The sequence below is a fragment of the Cupriavidus taiwanensis genome (assembly GCF_900250075.1).
Lineage (GTDB): Bacteria > Pseudomonadota > Gammaproteobacteria > Burkholderiales > Burkholderiaceae > Cupriavidus > Cupriavidus taiwanensis_C.
This window is the reverse complement of the sequence record NZ_LT977070.1, coordinates 441,748-456,074: the sequence shown is the minus strand read 5'-3', so window position 1 is coordinate 456,074 and position 14,327 is coordinate 441,748. Positions and strand designations below refer to the sequence as shown.

General features: G+C 69.2%; 15 protein-coding genes. 6 read left to right on the top strand and 9 right to left on the bottom strand.

Features of this window, described 5'->3' with window-relative positions:
* Positions 1 to 40: 40 nt before the first annotated feature.
* From hslV to CBM2588_RS02090, 3 genes are all read right to left on the bottom strand, one after another.
* Positions 41 to 577, bottom strand: coding sequence for an ATP-dependent protease subunit HslV (gene hslV, locus CBM2588_RS02100; RefSeq protein ID WP_012351483.1), 537 nt, complete (start codon positions 575 to 577; stop codon positions 41 to 43).
* 222 nt (positions 578 to 799) lie between these two features.
* The gene (locus tag CBM2588_RS02095) at positions 800 to 1,786 is read right to left on the bottom strand and encodes a tripartite tricarboxylate transporter substrate-binding protein (protein ID WP_115679151.1); all 987 of its coding nucleotides are present in this window, start codon (positions 1,784 to 1,786) and stop codon (positions 800 to 802) included.
* 290 nt (positions 1,787 to 2,076) lie between these two features.
* Complete coding sequence (locus CBM2588_RS02090) at positions 2,077 to 2,976, bottom strand: alpha/beta fold hydrolase (protein ID WP_115679150.1); 900 nt, start codon at positions 2,974 to 2,976, stop codon at positions 2,077 to 2,079.
* 105 nt (positions 2,977 to 3,081) lie between these two features.
* Here CBM2588_RS02090 and CBM2588_RS02085 point away from each other — a divergent pair, with 105 nt between their 5' ends.
* The 6 genes from CBM2588_RS02085 (at position 3,082) to CBM2588_RS02060 (ending at position 10,018) form a co-directional block, all read left to right on the top strand.
* Positions 3,082 to 3,603, top strand: coding sequence for a Fur family transcriptional regulator (locus tag CBM2588_RS02085; protein WP_115679149.1), 522 nt, complete (start codon positions 3,082 to 3,084; stop codon positions 3,601 to 3,603).
* A 28-nt stretch (positions 3,604 to 3,631) separates the two neighbouring features.
* Positions 3,632 to 4,723 carry a CobW family GTP-binding protein gene (locus CBM2588_RS02080; protein ID WP_115679148.1) on the top strand — a complete coding sequence of 364 codons (1,092 nt, stop codon included), beginning with the start codon at positions 3,632 to 3,634 and terminating at the stop codon, positions 4,721 to 4,723.
* A gap of 610 nt (positions 4,724 to 5,333) precedes the next feature.
* The gene (gene dksA, locus CBM2588_RS02075) at positions 5,334 to 5,753 is read left to right on the top strand and encodes an RNA polymerase-binding protein DksA (RefSeq protein WP_010813282.1); all 420 of its coding nucleotides are present in this window, start codon (positions 5,334 to 5,336) and stop codon (positions 5,751 to 5,753) included.
* Between the two features lie 235 nt (positions 5,754 to 5,988).
* A complete protein-coding gene (locus CBM2588_RS02070) occupies positions 5,989 to 7,272 on the top strand; it encodes a GTP-binding protein (protein ID WP_115679147.1) in 1,284 nt (427 codons plus the stop codon).
* On the top strand, positions 7,262 to 7,663 hold the full coding sequence (locus CBM2588_RS02065; protein WP_115679146.1) for a hypothetical protein: 402 nt from the start codon (positions 7,262 to 7,264) through the stop codon (positions 7,661 to 7,663). Before CBM2588_RS02070 ends, CBM2588_RS02065 begins: the two co-directional genes overlap by 11 nt.
* A gap of 159 nt (positions 7,664 to 7,822) precedes the next feature.
* On the top strand, positions 7,823 to 10,018 hold the full coding sequence (locus CBM2588_RS02060) for a TonB-dependent receptor (protein ID WP_115679145.1): 2,196 nt from the start codon (positions 7,823 to 7,825) through the stop codon (positions 10,016 to 10,018).
* A 118-nt stretch (positions 10,019 to 10,136) separates the two neighbouring features.
* On the opposite strand, the gene CBM2588_RS02055 is transcribed toward CBM2588_RS02060, so the two are convergent.
* The 6 genes from CBM2588_RS02055 to CBM2588_RS02030 are packed head-to-tail and all read right to left on the bottom strand — an operon-like array spanning position 10,137 to position 14,237.
* Positions 10,137 to 11,093, bottom strand: coding sequence for an MBL fold metallo-hydrolase (locus CBM2588_RS02055; protein ID WP_115679144.1), 957 nt, complete (start codon positions 11,091 to 11,093; stop codon positions 10,137 to 10,139).
* Positions 11,063 to 11,326: a DUF1289 domain-containing protein gene (locus CBM2588_RS02050; protein ID WP_115681362.1), complete on the bottom strand. Its 264-nt coding sequence runs from the start codon at positions 11,324 to 11,326 to the stop codon at positions 11,063 to 11,065. The genes CBM2588_RS02055 and CBM2588_RS02050 overlap by 31 nt, the downstream gene beginning before the upstream one ends.
* Before the next feature lie 21 nt (positions 11,327 to 11,347).
* Complete coding sequence (locus CBM2588_RS02045; RefSeq protein WP_115679143.1) at positions 11,348 to 11,776, bottom strand: thioesterase family protein; 429 nt, start codon at positions 11,774 to 11,776, stop codon at positions 11,348 to 11,350.
* Positions 11,773 to 12,285, bottom strand: a complete 513-nt coding sequence (locus CBM2588_RS02040) for a YbaK/EbsC family protein (protein WP_115679142.1) — start codon at positions 12,283 to 12,285, stop codon at positions 11,773 to 11,775. The genes CBM2588_RS02045 and CBM2588_RS02040 overlap by 4 nt, the downstream gene beginning before the upstream one ends.
* A gap of 25 nt (positions 12,286 to 12,310) precedes the next feature.
* Positions 12,311 to 13,246 carry a hydroxymethylglutaryl-CoA lyase gene (locus CBM2588_RS02035; RefSeq protein WP_115679141.1) on the bottom strand — a complete coding sequence of 312 codons (936 nt, stop codon included), beginning with the start codon at positions 13,244 to 13,246 and terminating at the stop codon, positions 12,311 to 12,313.
* Positions 13,247 to 13,295: 49 nt separating this feature from the next.
* Entirely contained in the window at positions 13,296 to 14,237 is a 942-nt protein-coding gene (locus CBM2588_RS02030; RefSeq protein ID WP_115679140.1) for a 2-hydroxyacid dehydrogenase, read from the bottom strand.
* Positions 14,238 to 14,327: the final 90 nt, after the last annotated feature.

The following is a 14,327-nucleotide window of genomic DNA, read 5'->3' as shown; positions in this document are numbered from 1 at the left end:
GCGCGGGGGGCGTACGCCGGCCCCCGCTGGTGCCAGCGGCTTATTCCAGCGTCTCGATGACGAAATTGGTGTTGGTATAGATGCAGAGCTCGCCGGCGATGGTCAGCGCTTTTTCGACCACGTCCTTCGGCGCCATCTCGGTGTTTTCCATCAGCGCCTTGGCCGCCGACTGCGCATAGGCGCCGCCCGAACCGATCGCGGCGATGCCGCCCTCGGGGTCCAGCACGTCGCCATTGCCGGTGATGACCAGCGTGGTGTCGCGGTCGGCGGTGATCAGCATGGCCTCCAGCCGGCGCAGCGCGCGGTCCGAGCGCCAGTCCTTGGCGAGGTCGACTGCGGCGCGGGTCAGGTTGCCCTGGTATTTCTCCAACTTGGCCTCGAAGCGGTCCAGCAGCGAGAAAGCGTCGGCGGTGCTGCCGGCAAACCCGACCAGCACCTTGCCGTTGTAGATGCGGCGCACCTTGCGCGCGGTGCCCTTCATCACGATATTGCCGAGCGTGACCTGACCATCACCGCCCAGCGCGACCTGATTGCCGCGGCGGACGCTGACGATGGTAGTGCCGTGATACTGTTCCATGGTGGCTTCCGTGAATATGTCAGGACCGTAGTTGGCGACGCCCCGGCACGGTTTCAAGGCCTGTCGCGCACCTCGCCGGCGGCGGCAGTCTGACCAATATAGGATGCCCGCCACCGCTGGTCGCGCCGCCCCGCAAACAAAAAGGGCCATGCGCAAGGCATGGCCCTTCGGCACAACGCACCGGCCGGCAGGCCAGCGCGCCGCATGCATCACTCCATCGGATCAATCCGCATAGACGCCGGCCTTCTTGATCACCGGGGTCCACTTGTTGATCTCTGCGCTCAGGTAGGTGCGCAGCGATTCAGGCGTGGCGCGCTGCGCCGGCACCGCTTCGGCGCCCAGCTCGGCCATCTTGGCGCGGAACGCCGGGTCGGCCACGGCCTTCTGCAGGGCGGCCGACAGCTTGTCGATCACCGGCTTGGGCGTGCCCTTGGGCGCGTACATGGCGTGCCAGACCTTGACTTCCACATTGGGCATGCCCTGCTCCGCCGCGGTCGGGACGTCCTTGAACGCTTCCACGCGTTTTGCCTGCATGGCGGCGTACGCCTTGACCGAATGCGCCTTCAGGTGGCCAGCCAGGTTGGTGGTCTGGTCGCACAGCAGGTTGACCTGGCCGCCGAGGATATCCGTCAGCGCCGGAGCCGCGCCCTTGTACGGCACCGTGGTCAGCTCGGTCTGGATCGCGCTCTGGAACAGCAGCCCGCACAGGTGCGAGGCCGAACCGATGCCGGCATTGGCCAGCGACAACTTGGCAGCGTTGGCCTTGATGTACGGCAGCAGTTCCTTGAAGCTGTTTGGCGGCAGCGACTTGTTGCCGACCAGGATCATCGGCACGTCGGCGATCTCGCCGACCATCTCGAAGTCCTTGAGCGGATCGAAGCCCAGGTTGCGGTACAGCGCCGGGGCCGTGGCCATGCCGATATGGTGGATCAGCACGGTGTGGCCGTCGTTCTTGGACTGGGCCACCTTCTTGGCGCCGATGGTGCCACCGGCGCCGCCCAGGTTTTCGATCACGATGGTCGCGCCAAGGTGCTTGGACATGATCGCGGTCAACTCGCGCGAGACCTTGTCGGTCGGGCCGCCCGCAGAGAACGGCACCACGGCCGAAATCGGCTTGCCGCCCGGGAATTCCTGCGCGTACGCGCCTGCCGCCATGCCCATCGCGCCGATTGCCAGCGCGGCCGCGATCGTCTTTGCCACTCGTTTCATGCTCTCTTCTCCTGGTTCCTTCAATACCCGTCATGCAATGCCTTGCCGCCGGCTGGAGCCCTGCTCGCGCGGGGAACTCTGGCGCGGTCTCACTCGCCGCGTTTGCACCGTGACCGGCTGGCGCCGCTGCCGCTGCCGTAAACCGCAAGGGCGAGGATGATGTTAGCAACACCAGACAATGCCCAGGTATAGGGGCTAACCCGCCTGCAATCCGCGGCATATGGCGTGAAACGGGAAAGTTATGGCAGCAATCGCCCACAAAGTCCGCGTTTCGCGACAGCCGCCGCCGGCTAGCGGAAGAAACCGAGCATTTCCTCCAGCAGCGGGTCGGGGGCTTCCTCGGGGATGTAATGGCCGCAGGGCAGCGCGCGCCCGCTTACGTCGGCGGCCACCTCCTGCCACAGCGCCAGCGGCTCGAAGCAGCGCGCCACCACGCCGTGCTCGCCCCACAGCACGCGCAGCGGCAGCGCCAGGCGGCGCCCGGCCTCGCGCTCGGCGCGGTCGTGCTCGAGGTCGATGGTGGCGGCGGCGCGGTAGTCCTCGCACATGGCGTGCACGCGCGCCGGGTCGCGCATTGCCGCGGTGTAGGCGGCCATCGCGTCGGGCGCGAACGCCGCCAGGCCGGCGTGACGCAGGCCCATCAGCTTCTGGATATAGAAATCGGGCTCGGCATTGATCAGGGTCTCGGGGAACGGCGCCGGCTGGATCAGGAAGAACCAGTGCCAGTAGGCCGCGGCAAAGGCCATGCTGGTGCGCTCGTACATGGCCAGCGTGGGCGCGATGTCGAGCAGCATGGCGCGGCTGACCGCCTCGGGGTGGTCCAGGCAGAGCCGGTGCGAGACGCGCGCGCCGCGGTCATGGCCGCATAGCGCAAAGCGATGGAAACCGAGGGCCGCCATCAGCGCCACCTGGTCCTGCGCCATGGTGCGCTTGCTGTAGCGCTCGTGGCCGGCATTGCCGGGCGGCGCCGCACTGCTGCCGTAGCCGCGCAGGTCGGTGGCGATCACGGTGAAGTGGTCTGCCAGCGCGGGCGCCACCCGGTGCCAGATCAGGTGGCTTTGCGGGTGGCCGTGCAGCAGCAGCAGCGGCGGCCCCGAGCCGCCCCGCACCCCGGCGATCTCGACCTCGCCGACCTGTTGCCGGAACGGTTCGAAATTCGGGAACAGCAGCGCGCTCGCGTCATTCAGCATGGGGGTCTCCGCTCAGGTGGTCCTGTGCCGATCATAGGCGCAATCCGCCGTCGCGGCTGACGCAACTGAATTGCAACAACCGTAGGGCTATGGTTAAATCCGGCCATGACCCGTCCCAGTCCGGACCGGCCGGCCATGGCGCCGGAACCGGCAATCCCGACCCCGGCGGCCCTGGAGGCCGCCCATGAGCGCCTGCGCCGGCTGGGCGCGCGCGTGACCCAGCCGCGGCTGTGCATCCTGGCGTGCCTGATCGGCAGCGACGAGGCGCTGACGCACCAGGCCGTGATCGACCGGCTGCCCGAGGCCGGCGAGACCATCGACCGCGTCACCGTCTACCGCGTGCTGGACTGGCTGGTGGACCAGGGCGTGGCGCAGAAGCGCGCCGGCAACGACCGCGTGTTCCGCTTCAGCCTGGTCGAGCACGAGGCCGCGCGCGCGCAGGAGCATCGCCAGCACAGCCATTTCCACTGCACCCGCTGTGACCGCACCTTCTGCCTGGACGATGCCGCCGCCCCGGCGCAGCCGGCCGCGCCGCGCGTGCCCAGCGGCTTTGCCATCGAACATGTCGAACTGACCGTGAACGGCGTCTGCGCCGAGTGCGGCAAGCGTTCGCGCACCGCCCACTGACCGGCACTCATTTCCCGGAGAACCAACAATGTCCAAACTGATTCCGGTCACGATCCTGACCGGCTTCCTCGGCAGCGGCAAGACCACCCTGCTCAAGCGCATCCTGAACGAGCAGCACGGCATGAAGATCGCCGTGATCGAGAACGAGTTCGGCGAAGAGAACATCGACAACGAGATCCTGGTACAGGATGGCCGCGAGCAGATCGTGCAGATGAGCAACGGCTGCATCTGCTGCACCATCCGCGGTGACCTGGTGCAGGCGCTGTCGACGCTGCTGACGCGCCGCGACGCCGGCGAGATCGACTTCGACCGCGTGGTGATCGAGACCACCGGCGTGGCCAACCCGGGCCCGGTGGCGCAGACCTTTTTCATGGACGAGGAAATCGCCTCGCGCTACCTGCTAGACGCAGTGATCACGCTGGTCGACGCCAAGCATGCCCACCTGCAGCTGGACCAGCAGGAAGAGGCGCAGCGCCAGGTCGGCTTTGCCGATGCCATCTTCATCACCAAGTCCGACCTGGTCAGCGAAGGCGACGTGGCCGAGCTGCGCCACCGCCTGCTGCATATGAACCCGCGCGCGCCGATCCGCCTGGTTAATTTCGGCGAGGCCCCGATCGACACCATCTTCGACCTGCGCGGCTTCAACCTGAACGCCAAGCTCGAGATCGACCCCGAATTCCTGCGCGCCGAGGAACACGATCACGACCACGACCATGACCACGAACACGGCGAGCATTGCGGCGCCGACTGCGGCCATGATCACGGCCACGACCATGGGCACGCCCACGGCCATGCGCACGACCACCATCACCACCATCATCACACCGACCGCATCGCGTCGTTCGTGTTCCGCAGCGACAAGCCGTTCCACTACGGCAAGCTGGAAGAATTCCTGTCCGGAATCCTCGCGGTTTACGGGGAAAAACTGTTGCGCTACAAGGGCGTACTATATATGGAGGGGGTGGACCGCAAAGTGGTGTTCCAGGGCGTTCACCAGCTGATGGGCAGCGACATCGGTGCCAAGTGGGAAGACGAAACCCCGGGCACGCGCATGGTGTTCATCGGCGTGGACCTGCCCCGCGACGCCATCCTCAAAGGCCTGGAGAACTGCCTGGCCTGAGTGCGCCTGCCGTCCCATGGGCGGCATCCCTTCCGACACCGCCGCGCGGCTGCCCCCCGTTCGGGGTACCGGGGAAATACCGAAGCGCCAGCCGGTTTTCCCCATATCTCCGAAAAATTTGTTCAAGTACAATAGGCCGGATTTGATACCGGTGGCGCACCTTTTTCCCGCCGCCGGTGTCCGGTCCACCGCTTGCCGGTGGACTTGCAGGGCGGCGGTTGTCGTCAGCATGAGGCAGGCCGCCAGCAGGTGCGGTCGCAGTGCTTCGTGCGGAGACCGCCTGTTCCGCTTGGGGTACCCCGACGCGCGCCGTCACTGACTGACGCGAGAGAGAGGTGTCCCCATGACAGCCGCAACGAAGACCAAAGAAAGCCGCAGCAAGACTGGTAGTGCAGCGGCAGAGACGCTCAAGGCGCAGCCTGTGAAGGCCGCGCCCGCTCCCCGCGGCAGTACGGCGAACGCCGAAGCGGGCGCAAGGAAGGGAGGCCCGCGAAGCAGCAAGACTGCAGCCAGCCAGAGTGAAACAACCGTGGCGCGCAAGCGCGCGGACAGCGCACCCGCGCGGACTGAGACGCCGCCGGCCGCATCAACAAGAGAATCAGCAGCAACCATGAGCAGCAACAAACTTCTGACTGAAGCTGAAATCCTGAAGATGAGCGACAAGGATTACATGAACGAAGCGCAGCTCGCCTTCTTCAAGCACCGCCTTGAACAGCTGCGCGACGAAATCCTGAAGAACGCTGACCAGACCACGGAGCACCTGCGCGAAACCGTGATCGTGCCGGACCCGGCCGACCGCGCCACCATCGAGGAAGAACACGCGCTGGAACTGCGCACGCGCGACCGCGAGCGCAAGCTGCTGAAGAAGGTCGAACAGTCGCTGCAGCGCATCGAGTCCGGCGACTACGGCTGGTGCGAAGAAACCGGCGAGCCGATCGGCGTGCCGCGCCTGCTGGCGCGCCCCACCGCGACGCTGTCGCTGGAAGCGCAGCAACGCCGCGAACTGCGCCAGAAGCTGTTCGGCGACTGAAGCACGGCGCGCCGGCCAGCCGGCGCAGCCTGCGCAACATGACGGCCCGGGTATCCGGGCCGTTTGTTTTTTGGGCCGCGCACCAGCCCTTGTCGCGCCAGGACCACGGCCTGACATTGAGAATCATCCGGCTGTTGCCGCCGCGGCCTTTCTGGTAAATTCGCAACCTTGTTGCAACAACGCGCCCGCGACCTTTGCGCGCTGCGTTGCCTCCTCCACATTCCCTGCTGCTGCCATGGCTGATCGCCTGCCCGTCACCGTGCTGTCCGGTTTTGCCGGCGCCGGCAAGACCTCGCTGCTGAACCACCTGCTCGCGCATGGCGCCGGCGGGCGTGTCGGCGTGCTGGTCTGCGGCGCGCAGGACGGGCAAGCACTGGCGCCCGTGCCGCCCGGTTGCGAGGCCACGCTGCTGCCGTGGGGCGAGCCGCTGCTCGCCGAAGCCGCAAGGCTGGCCGCCACGGGCCGTTTCGACGCGCTGCTGGTCGAGGCCGACGGCCTGGACGAGCCGCTGGCGATCGCCGAAGGCTTCCTGTTCGAGGCCGAGCATGGCGCGGGGCCCGACGCGGCCGTGCAGCCCGATACGCTGGTGACCGTGGTCGATGCCGCCACCGTGCTGCGCGACCTCAACGAAGCCGAGTTCCTCGCCGACCGTGGCCTGGCGCACGACCAGGACGACGACCGCACCGTGGCCGAAGTGCTGGTGGCGCAGATCGAAGGCTGCGACGTGATCGTGCTGAACAAGGCCGACCTCGTCGGCGCCGCCGAGCTGGCGCGGCTGCGCGCAGCACTGCAGGCGCTGAACCCGCGCGCCGACATCGTCGAGGCCAGCTTCGGCAAGGTGCCGCCCGGACGCGTGCAGGGCACCGGCCGCTTTGATTTCGAAGCCGCCGCCGATGGCGCCGGCTGGCTCGCCGCGCTGCGTGGCGAGGCGCCCGCGGCGGACGCCGCCAGCGGCGTCTCCACGCTGGTCTACCGCCGCCGCCGCCCGTTCCACCCGCAACGCTTCGCCAACCTGATCCATACCGAATGGCTGCGCGAGCACGGCAGCGTGCTGCGCTCCAAAGGCCTGTTCTGGCTGGCGAGCCGCATGGAGACCGCGGGCGACTGGAACCAGTCCGGCGGCGTCTGCCGCCATGGCGGCGCCGGCGCCTGGTGGGCGGCGCTGGACCCGGCCGAATGGCCGGCCGACGCCGCCGAGCGCGCGGAAGTCGAAGCCGACATGCATGACGGCGGCGCCCCGGCGCCATTCGGCGACCGCCGCCAGGAACTGGTGCTGATCGGCCTGGACCTGGACCATGCCGCGCTCCAGGCCCGTCTCGACGCCTGCCTGCTGAGCGATGCCGAGATCGCCGCCGGGGTGGAGGCCTGGGCCGCGTATCCGGACCCGTTCCCGGCCTGGGTCGATGATTTCGACGACGATCACGATCACGGCCACGATCACAGCCATGGCGACGACTGCGGCTGCGGCGATCCCGCCGACGATCACGGCCATCCGGGCCGCCATCCCCATGCGCACTGACTGGTTCGCCCGCCTGCGCGCGCACGGCCCGGGCCTCTGGTCCGCGCTGTGGCTGGCGCTGTGCCTGCTGCTGGCCCAGCATGCCGGACTGACCCACCGTATCGTCCACGGCGGCCTGCTGGCACCGGCTGGCGCCCCGGCGGTTGCCGACACCACCGCCGCGTCCGACACTGACCCGCACCCGCTGGCGCAGGCCTTCAGCGGGCACTCGTGCGTGCTGTTCGATGGCGCCACCGTCGCCGACACGCATTGCGGCAAGCTGCCGCCGTTGCAGCTTGCCTTCGGCAAGCCGGTCAAGCCGGCCAGCCTGGCCTGGCGCTGGCCCGACCTGCCCTCTTCTCATCCGTTCCAGTCGCGCGCGCCGCCGGCGCCGGCCATCGCCCTCGCCTGATCCGGGACGCGGCCAGCGCCGCGCACCCGCCGTCTTACGCATTCCGAGCTGAACACGCGCCCTTCCGGCCGCGCCGCCACGCCCCTCGCGGGCGCGCCGTGCCTGGCCGGACGCCGCCGTGCCAGCCGGGCCGATCGCCACTGCATTGCTCCGCGCGCCATGTCGAAGAACCGTTACACCGCCCGCCGTTACACCCAGCCTGCCGCCCCGCGCCTGACCCCGCTGGCGGCGCTTGCCGCCTCCCTGACCGCCACGCTGGCCGCCGCTTTCGCAGCGCCCGCCGCGCTCGCGCAAACCGCCGCGGCGCCGGCCGCCGATGCCGCTCCCGCCGCCGCTCCAGCCACCCCGGCCGGGGCCACGCTGCGCGAAGTCGTGGTCACCGCCAACCCGCTGGGCAGCGACCTGAACGACATGGTGGCGCCGGTCTCCACACTGGGCGGCGACGCGCTGGCGGTGCGCCAGGCCAGCACGCTGGGCGAGACCCTCGACAAGCTGCCCGGGGTATCGTCCACCTACTTCGGCCCCAACGCCAGCCGGCCGGTGATCCGCGGGCTCGACGGCGACCGCATCAAGGTGCTGCAGAACGGCGGCACCACGGTCGACGCGTCCACGCTGTCTTACGACCACGCCGTGCCGGTGGATCCGCTGGTGGCCGAGCGCATCGAAGTCGTGCGCGGCCCGGCGGCGCTGATGTACGGCGGCAATGCCATCGGCGGCGTGGTCAACGTGATCGACAACCGCATCCCCAAGGAGCCGATCGAAGGCGTAGGTGGCGCGGTCGATGCCAGCGCCACCGCCGGCGGCGACCAGGCCCGCAACGCCAGCGCGTTGATCGAGGCAGGCAACGGCAAGTTTGCCGTCCACGCCGACGCCTTCGCGCGCAAGACCAGCGACCTGCGCATCCCCGGCTACGCGCGCAGCGACCGCCTGCGCAACGCCGAGCCGCTGCCCGAAGGCGAGGCCGAGCCCTACGGGCGCCTGCCCAATACCAGCGCCGACCAGCAGGGCGGCTCGCTGGGCGGTTCCTACACCTGGGCCGATGGCTTCCTCGGCGCCAACTACAGCGCCTACCGCAACGACTACGGCACGCCCGCCGAGGACGCGGTGCGGCTGAAGATGAAGCAGGACCGCTTCGCGCTGGAAGGCGAGGCGCGCAACCTGGCCGGCAACACCGGCGGCTGGCTCGAGTCGGTCAAGGGCAAGGTCAGCTTCACCGACTACGAGCACCGCGAAATCGAGGACGGCGAAACCGGCACGATCTTCAAGAACCGCGGCTGGGATGCGCGCTTCGAGGCCCGGCACGCCAAGATCGGCAACCTGACCGGCGTGGTCGGCACGCAGTTTGGCCACACCAACTTCTCGGCGCTGGGCGAGGAGGCCTTCGTGCCCAGCACCAACACCGACAATGCCGCGCTGTTCGTATTCGAGGAACTGCCCCTGACCGCCGGCGGCGACCTGAAGCTGAACTTCGGCGGCCGGCTCGACCACAGCAGCGTCAAGGCCAGCGCCAACGGCAACGACCGCTTCGCCGACGCCAGCCGCAGCTTCAACGCCACCAGCGCCTCGGCCGGCCTGCTGTACAAGATGAACCCGGCGTGGTCGCTGACCAGCAACCTGTCCTACACGGAACGCGCGCCGACCTTCTACGAGCTGTACGCCAACGGCCCCCATGTCGCCACCGGCGCCTGGGAAGTGGGCAACCCCAACGCCAACAAGGAGCGCGCGACCTCGATCGACCTGGGCGTGCGCTTCAAGTCAGGCGCGCACAGCGCCGGCGTGTCGGGCTACTACAGCCGCTTTGCCAACTACCTCGCGCTCAGCGCCACCGGCCGCGCACGCGACGAGGCCGGCGACGTGGTCGCGGTCGGCAGCCCGGATGCGCTGCCCGAATTCCAGTACCTGGGCGTGCCGGCGACGCTGTACGGCTTCGAGGCCGAAGGCAAGACGCGCCTGCTGCAGAAGATGCTGACCAGCAGCGACACGCTGGACTTCGAGGCACGCGCCGACTACGTGCGCGGCGAAAACCGCGACACCGGCGAACCACTGCCGCGGCTGGCGCCGCTGCGCCTGGGCGGCGCGCTGGTGTATGGCGCCGGGCCCTGGGGCGCGCGCGTCGATGTCACCTACGCGGCCAAGCAGACGCGCGTGCCGTCCAACGACACGCCTACCGATGCCTACACGCTGCTGAGCCTGGCGCTGACCTACAAGTTCAAGGTGGCGGGCACGCAAACGCTGGTGTACCTGCGCGGCGACAACCTGACCAACCAGGACGCGCGCAACTCGGCATCGATCCTGCGGGATATCGCGCCGCTGGCGGGCAGGAGTGTGAAGGTGGGGTTCAGGACGTCGTTCTGACCGGCCTGCCGCGAGGCCACGCATCCCGCTTGTGTGCTCCCTCTCCCGCGCGCGGGAGAGGGAGCAAACCAGCAGGAGCGACGGATCCCTCGCCATGAAGCGCGGCATCGGCGGGCAATCAATCCCGATTCACCACCCACTCCCCCTCGACCTGCGCCGCCCCCACCCGCGCCAGCGCCCCCACCGTCTGCGCGCAGATCTCCGCCATCTGCTGCCCCGGCATAAAGCGCTCGCGCATGTGGGCCATCAGCGGCGCCGCCTCCATCCACGCGGCCAATGCCGCCAGCGTCATCCGCTGCGCTTCCAGCAGCTTGAATTTCACCAGCACCTTGACCGCATGCGCGGCATTGCGCGCCGGGTCGGCGCTCAGGTACGCCAGGCGTCCCTGCGCGCGTTCGACCGCCGCGGCGACGTCGGTGAACACGCTGCCGTGGCCGGGGATCACCACGCGCACGTCGAGCTGCGCGATGCGCGCCAGCACGGCCGCCTGTTCGGCGAAGCCGCTCTCGCCCTCCAGTTCCGGAAAGATCACGCCGAAACCGTTCTGCCACAGCGCATCGCCAGAAATCAGGATGCGCTCGGCGGGCGCAAACAGCATCACCGCGTGCGGGTCATGGCCGGGGGCCGCCACCACCTGCCAGTCGATGCCGCCCAGGCGCAGCGTGTCGCCGTCGTTGAGCACGCTGTCGAAGGTAAAGCGGTCGCACTGCTGGCCGGTGGCCTTGTAGCTGAGCGCATCGGTATCCCACGCCGCCACGGCCCCGGCCTCGGCCGCGGGGATCGCGGTGCGCGGCTGCCAGCGTGCCTGCAGCGCGGCATTGCCGCCGCAGTGGTCCGAGTGCAGATGGGTATTGATCACGCGTGCCAGCGGCCGGCCCTGCAGCGCCGAGGCCACCAGCGCCACCGTCTGCGGCGCGTGGGTGACGTAGCCGGTGTCGACCAGCGCGGTATCGTCGCCTTCCGCAAACAGGATGTTGTTGGCCGACAGCCAGCCACGCTCGAACACGCGCATGGTGGCCGGCAAGCGCGGCACGGTGCTTTCGCTCACGACGATGCCTCCTCGCCCGCCAGCCATGCGGCGCGCCGCGGCAGCTGCGCCCAGATGCGGCGCTTGTCCTCGTCGCCGGCCGACGACCAGCCGGCAATCTCTTCGATGGTGCGCAGGCAGCCCTCGCAATAGCCGCTCGACGGGTCCATGCGGCAGACGTTGCGGCACGGCGACGGCACCGGGGTGGCTTGCATCGCGGCGTCGGCCTGCCTGGCCAATTCCGCGGCGAGCGCACCGGGCGAGCGGGGCATCGTAGCCATGGCGTTGCGCGCGCTCGCCACTCAGGCCGCCGCGCGCGCGGCCTTGGCCGCGACCTTCTGGTTGAAGCGGCCGGCGTCGATGAGGTGGCGCTCGTGCACGCCCTCGGAGATCTTGTCCTCGCCGTCCCACGCGCTCAGCTGGAAGCGCAGGCGGCGCCCGTCCACCTCGACCAGCTCGCCCCTGACCGTTACCGTCATGCCCGGCGGCGTCGGCGCCAGGTGCGAGAAACTGACCAGCGTGCCGAGCGACTGCTCGCGCGGCCAGTCCAGGTGCTCGCGCAGCATCTGCAGACAGGCGCACTCCATGATGCCGACCAGGTAGCCGGTGGCCAGCACGTCGGGCATCTCGGCGCACCCCGCGATATCGTCATACAGGCGCGGCACCGTGGCCTTGGGCGGCACCGTGTATTGCCAGGTGAACGCCAGGCCGGGGCGCAGGTCCGGGCTCATGCCGCGGCTCCGGGCATGGCCGCGAGCGCGACATCGGCCACTTCGGCCCCGGTCATCTGTTGCAGCTGGTGCGGGGTCAGGTTGAACACCGCGTGCGGATGGCCGGCCGCGGCCCACAGGCTGTCATAGCGGAACAGGTCCTGGTCCAGCAGCATCACCGGCGCCACCGCATGGCCGATCGGGCAGACGCCGCCGATGGCATAGCCGGTCTTCTCGCGCACGAAGCGCGCGTCGGCCTTGCCCAGCGCGCCCACGCGCGCGGCCACCTTGGCCTCGTCGACGCGGTTGCTGCCGCTGGCGATCACCAGCACCGGCGCATCGTCGGCGACGCGGCGGAAAATGATGGACTTGGCGATTTCGGCCACGCTGCAGCCCAGCCCGGCGGCAGCCTCGGCCGAGGTCCTGCCGGTCGCCGGCAGCATCACCACGGGCCGGTCGTGGCCCAGACCGGCCAGCAGTTCGGCCACGCGCTGCGCGGACTCTGGCAGCGCTTCATCAGGCATCGTCATGCGTTCTCCTGTTTGCCGCCGCGCTTTACACGCAGGCCGGCGCCGCGTCGCTGGCGGCGGCCCATTTGGTCAGCAGGGCGCGGCCCACGCGCGAACTGTTGGCGCGTCCGATCGCCTGCGAGATGTAGTCGCCGGCGCGCACCACCGCTTCCAGGTCGATGCCGGTGTGGATGCCCATGCCATGCAGCATGTAGAGCACGTCTTCGGTGGCGACGTTGCCGGTGGCGCCCTTGGCATAGGGGCAGCCGCCCAGGCCCGCGACCGAGGCATGGAAGATCGCGACGCCCACTTCCAGGCTGGCCAGGATGTTGGACAGGGCCTGGCCGTAGGTGTCGTGGAAATGGCCGGAGATCCGGTCCAGCGCAAACTCCGCCGCCGCGGCGCGCATCACTTCCTGCACGCGCACTGGCGTGCCCACGCCGATGGTGTCGGCGATGTCGATCTCGTCACAGCCCAGTTCGCGCATGCGCCGCACCACGTCGACCACCGAGCTGACCGGCACCTCGCCCTGGTACGGGCAGCCGAGCGCGCACGAGATGCTGCCGCGCAGGCGCACGCCCTGCTCCTTGGCCGCCGCCGCTACCGGCGCGAAGCGCGCGATCGACTCGGCGATCGAGCAGTTGATGTTCTTCTGCGAGAACGCCTCGCTGGCCGCGCCGAAGATCACCACCTCGTCGGCGCCGGCCGCGATCGCGCCCTCGAAGCCTTTCATGTTGGGCGTCAGCGCCGAATACAGCGTGCCGGCGCGGCGCTGGATGCGCGCCATCACGTCGGCGCCGTCGGCCATCTGCGGCACCCATTTGGGCGACACGAACGAGGCGGCCTCGATATTGACGAAGCCGGCGTCGGTCAGCTGGTTGATCAGCGCGACCTTCACGTCCGTCGGCACCATTGCCTTCTCGTTCTGCAGGCCGTCGCGCGGGCCCACTTCAACGATCTTCACGTAGTTAGGCATGGTCATGGCTGTCTCCTGTCGTTTATCCGGTGGGGTATGGGGCGGGTATGGCGGGTCAGTAGCCGCGCTGCAGGTCGACCACGCCAGCGATCGGCTGGCCGGCGCGCAGCGCGCGGATCTTGCCGGCGATCTGCGCGATGCTGTCCTCGCGCAGCGTCAGCGCCGAGATATGCGGGGTAATGGTGATGCGCGGCTCCTGCCAGAACGGGTGGTCGGATGGCAGCGGCTCGGTGCGGAACACGTCCAGCGTGGCGCCCGCGACCTGGCCGGCCTGCACCGCCGCGAGCAGGTCGGCTTCGACCAGGTGCTGGCCGCGCGCGACATTGATCACGTAGGCACCCTGCGCCAGCTTGCCGAACAGTTCGCCGTTCAGGATGCTCTCGGTCTGCGGCGTCAGCGGCAGCACATTGACCAGCACGCGCAGGCCGTCCAGGAACGGCGCGCGGCCGGCATCGCCATGGAACCCCACCACGCCCTCGACGGCGCGCGCGCTGCGGCTCCAGCCGCGCACCGGGAAGCCGAAGCCGGCCAGCGTGCGGGCGATATGCGTGCCGAGCGTGCCGACCCCCATCACGCCGATGGTGAAATCCGCGCGGCGGTGCGGCTTGAGGAATTTCCACTTGCCGGCCTGCGCCTGGGCGGCGTAGTCGTCCAGCCGGCGGAAATAGCGCAGCACGGCCGAGGTGACGTACTCGGCCATCTGCGCCGCCATGCCGGCGTCGTCCAGCCGCACGATCGGCACGCCGGCCGGCAGCGCCTGCGGATCTTCGTCGCGCAGGCGCAGGATGCCATCGACCCCGGCACCCAGGTTGAACACCGCCTTCAGGTCGGTGCGGCCGCGCAGCATCTCGACCGGCGGGCGCCAGACCACGGCGTAATCGGCGGATTCGCCGCGGCTGTCGTCCCAGGTCACGCAGGTGGCTTCGGGCAGCGCCTGGGCAAAACCTTCGATCCAGGGATCGTAACGGCCATCGGGAACGTACAACTGCAACTTCATGATGTCTCCAGCGACTCTGGTGGTGCAAAGGGCTATTTTGGCAGAGGAATGCGCCGCGGGGGCGCATGGCGGAGCACGGCGTCGCGCGCG

Excerpts from the sequence above, each read along its gene's own strand:
- CBM2588_RS02045 (WP_115679143.1), bottom strand. The coding sequence starts at position 11,776 with ATGAGCCCGGACCTGCGCCCCGGCCTGGCGTTCACCTGGCAATACACG.
- CBM2588_RS02030 (WP_115679140.1), bottom strand. The coding sequence starts at position 14,237 with ATGAAGTTGCAGTTGTACGTTCCCGATGGCCGTTACGATCCCTGGATC.
- CBM2588_RS02035 (WP_115679141.1), bottom strand. The coding sequence starts at position 13,246 with ATGACCATGCCTAACTACGTGAAGATCGTTGAAGTGGGCCCGCGCGAC.
- CBM2588_RS02040 (WP_115679142.1), bottom strand. The coding sequence starts at position 12,285 with ATGACGATGCCTGATGAAGCGCTGCCAGAGTCCGCGCAGCGCGTGGCC.
- CBM2588_RS02060 (WP_115679145.1), top strand. The coding sequence starts at position 7,823 with ATGTCGAAGAACCGTTACACCGCCCGCCGTTACACCCAGCCTGCCGCC.
- dksA (WP_010813282.1), top strand. The coding sequence starts at position 5,334 with ATGAGCAGCAACAAACTTCTGACTGAAGCTGAAATCCTGAAGATGAGC.
- hslV (WP_012351483.1), bottom strand. The coding sequence starts at position 577 with ATGGAACAGTATCACGGCACTACCATCGTCAGCGTCCGCCGCGGCAAT.
- CBM2588_RS02095 (WP_115679151.1), bottom strand. The coding sequence starts at position 1,786 with ATGAAACGAGTGGCAAAGACGATCGCGGCCGCGCTGGCAATCGGCGCG.
- CBM2588_RS02085 (WP_115679149.1), top strand. The coding sequence starts at position 3,082 with ATGACCCGTCCCAGTCCGGACCGGCCGGCCATGGCGCCGGAACCGGCA.
- CBM2588_RS02090 (WP_115679150.1), bottom strand. The coding sequence starts at position 2,976 with ATGCTGAATGACGCGAGCGCGCTGCTGTTCCCGAATTTCGAACCGTTC.
- CBM2588_RS02070 (WP_115679147.1), top strand. The coding sequence starts at position 5,989 with ATGGCTGATCGCCTGCCCGTCACCGTGCTGTCCGGTTTTGCCGGCGCC.
- CBM2588_RS02080 (WP_115679148.1), top strand. The coding sequence starts at position 3,632 with ATGTCCAAACTGATTCCGGTCACGATCCTGACCGGCTTCCTCGGCAGC.
- CBM2588_RS02055 (WP_115679144.1), bottom strand. The coding sequence starts at position 11,093 with ATGGCTGGCGGGCGAGGAGGCATCGTCGTGAGCGAAAGCACCGTGCCG.
- CBM2588_RS02065 (WP_115679146.1), top strand. The coding sequence starts at position 7,262 with ATGCGCACTGACTGGTTCGCCCGCCTGCGCGCGCACGGCCCGGGCCTC.
- CBM2588_RS02050 (WP_115681362.1), bottom strand. The coding sequence starts at position 11,326 with ATGGCTACGATGCCCCGCTCGCCCGGTGCGCTCGCCGCGGAATTGGCC.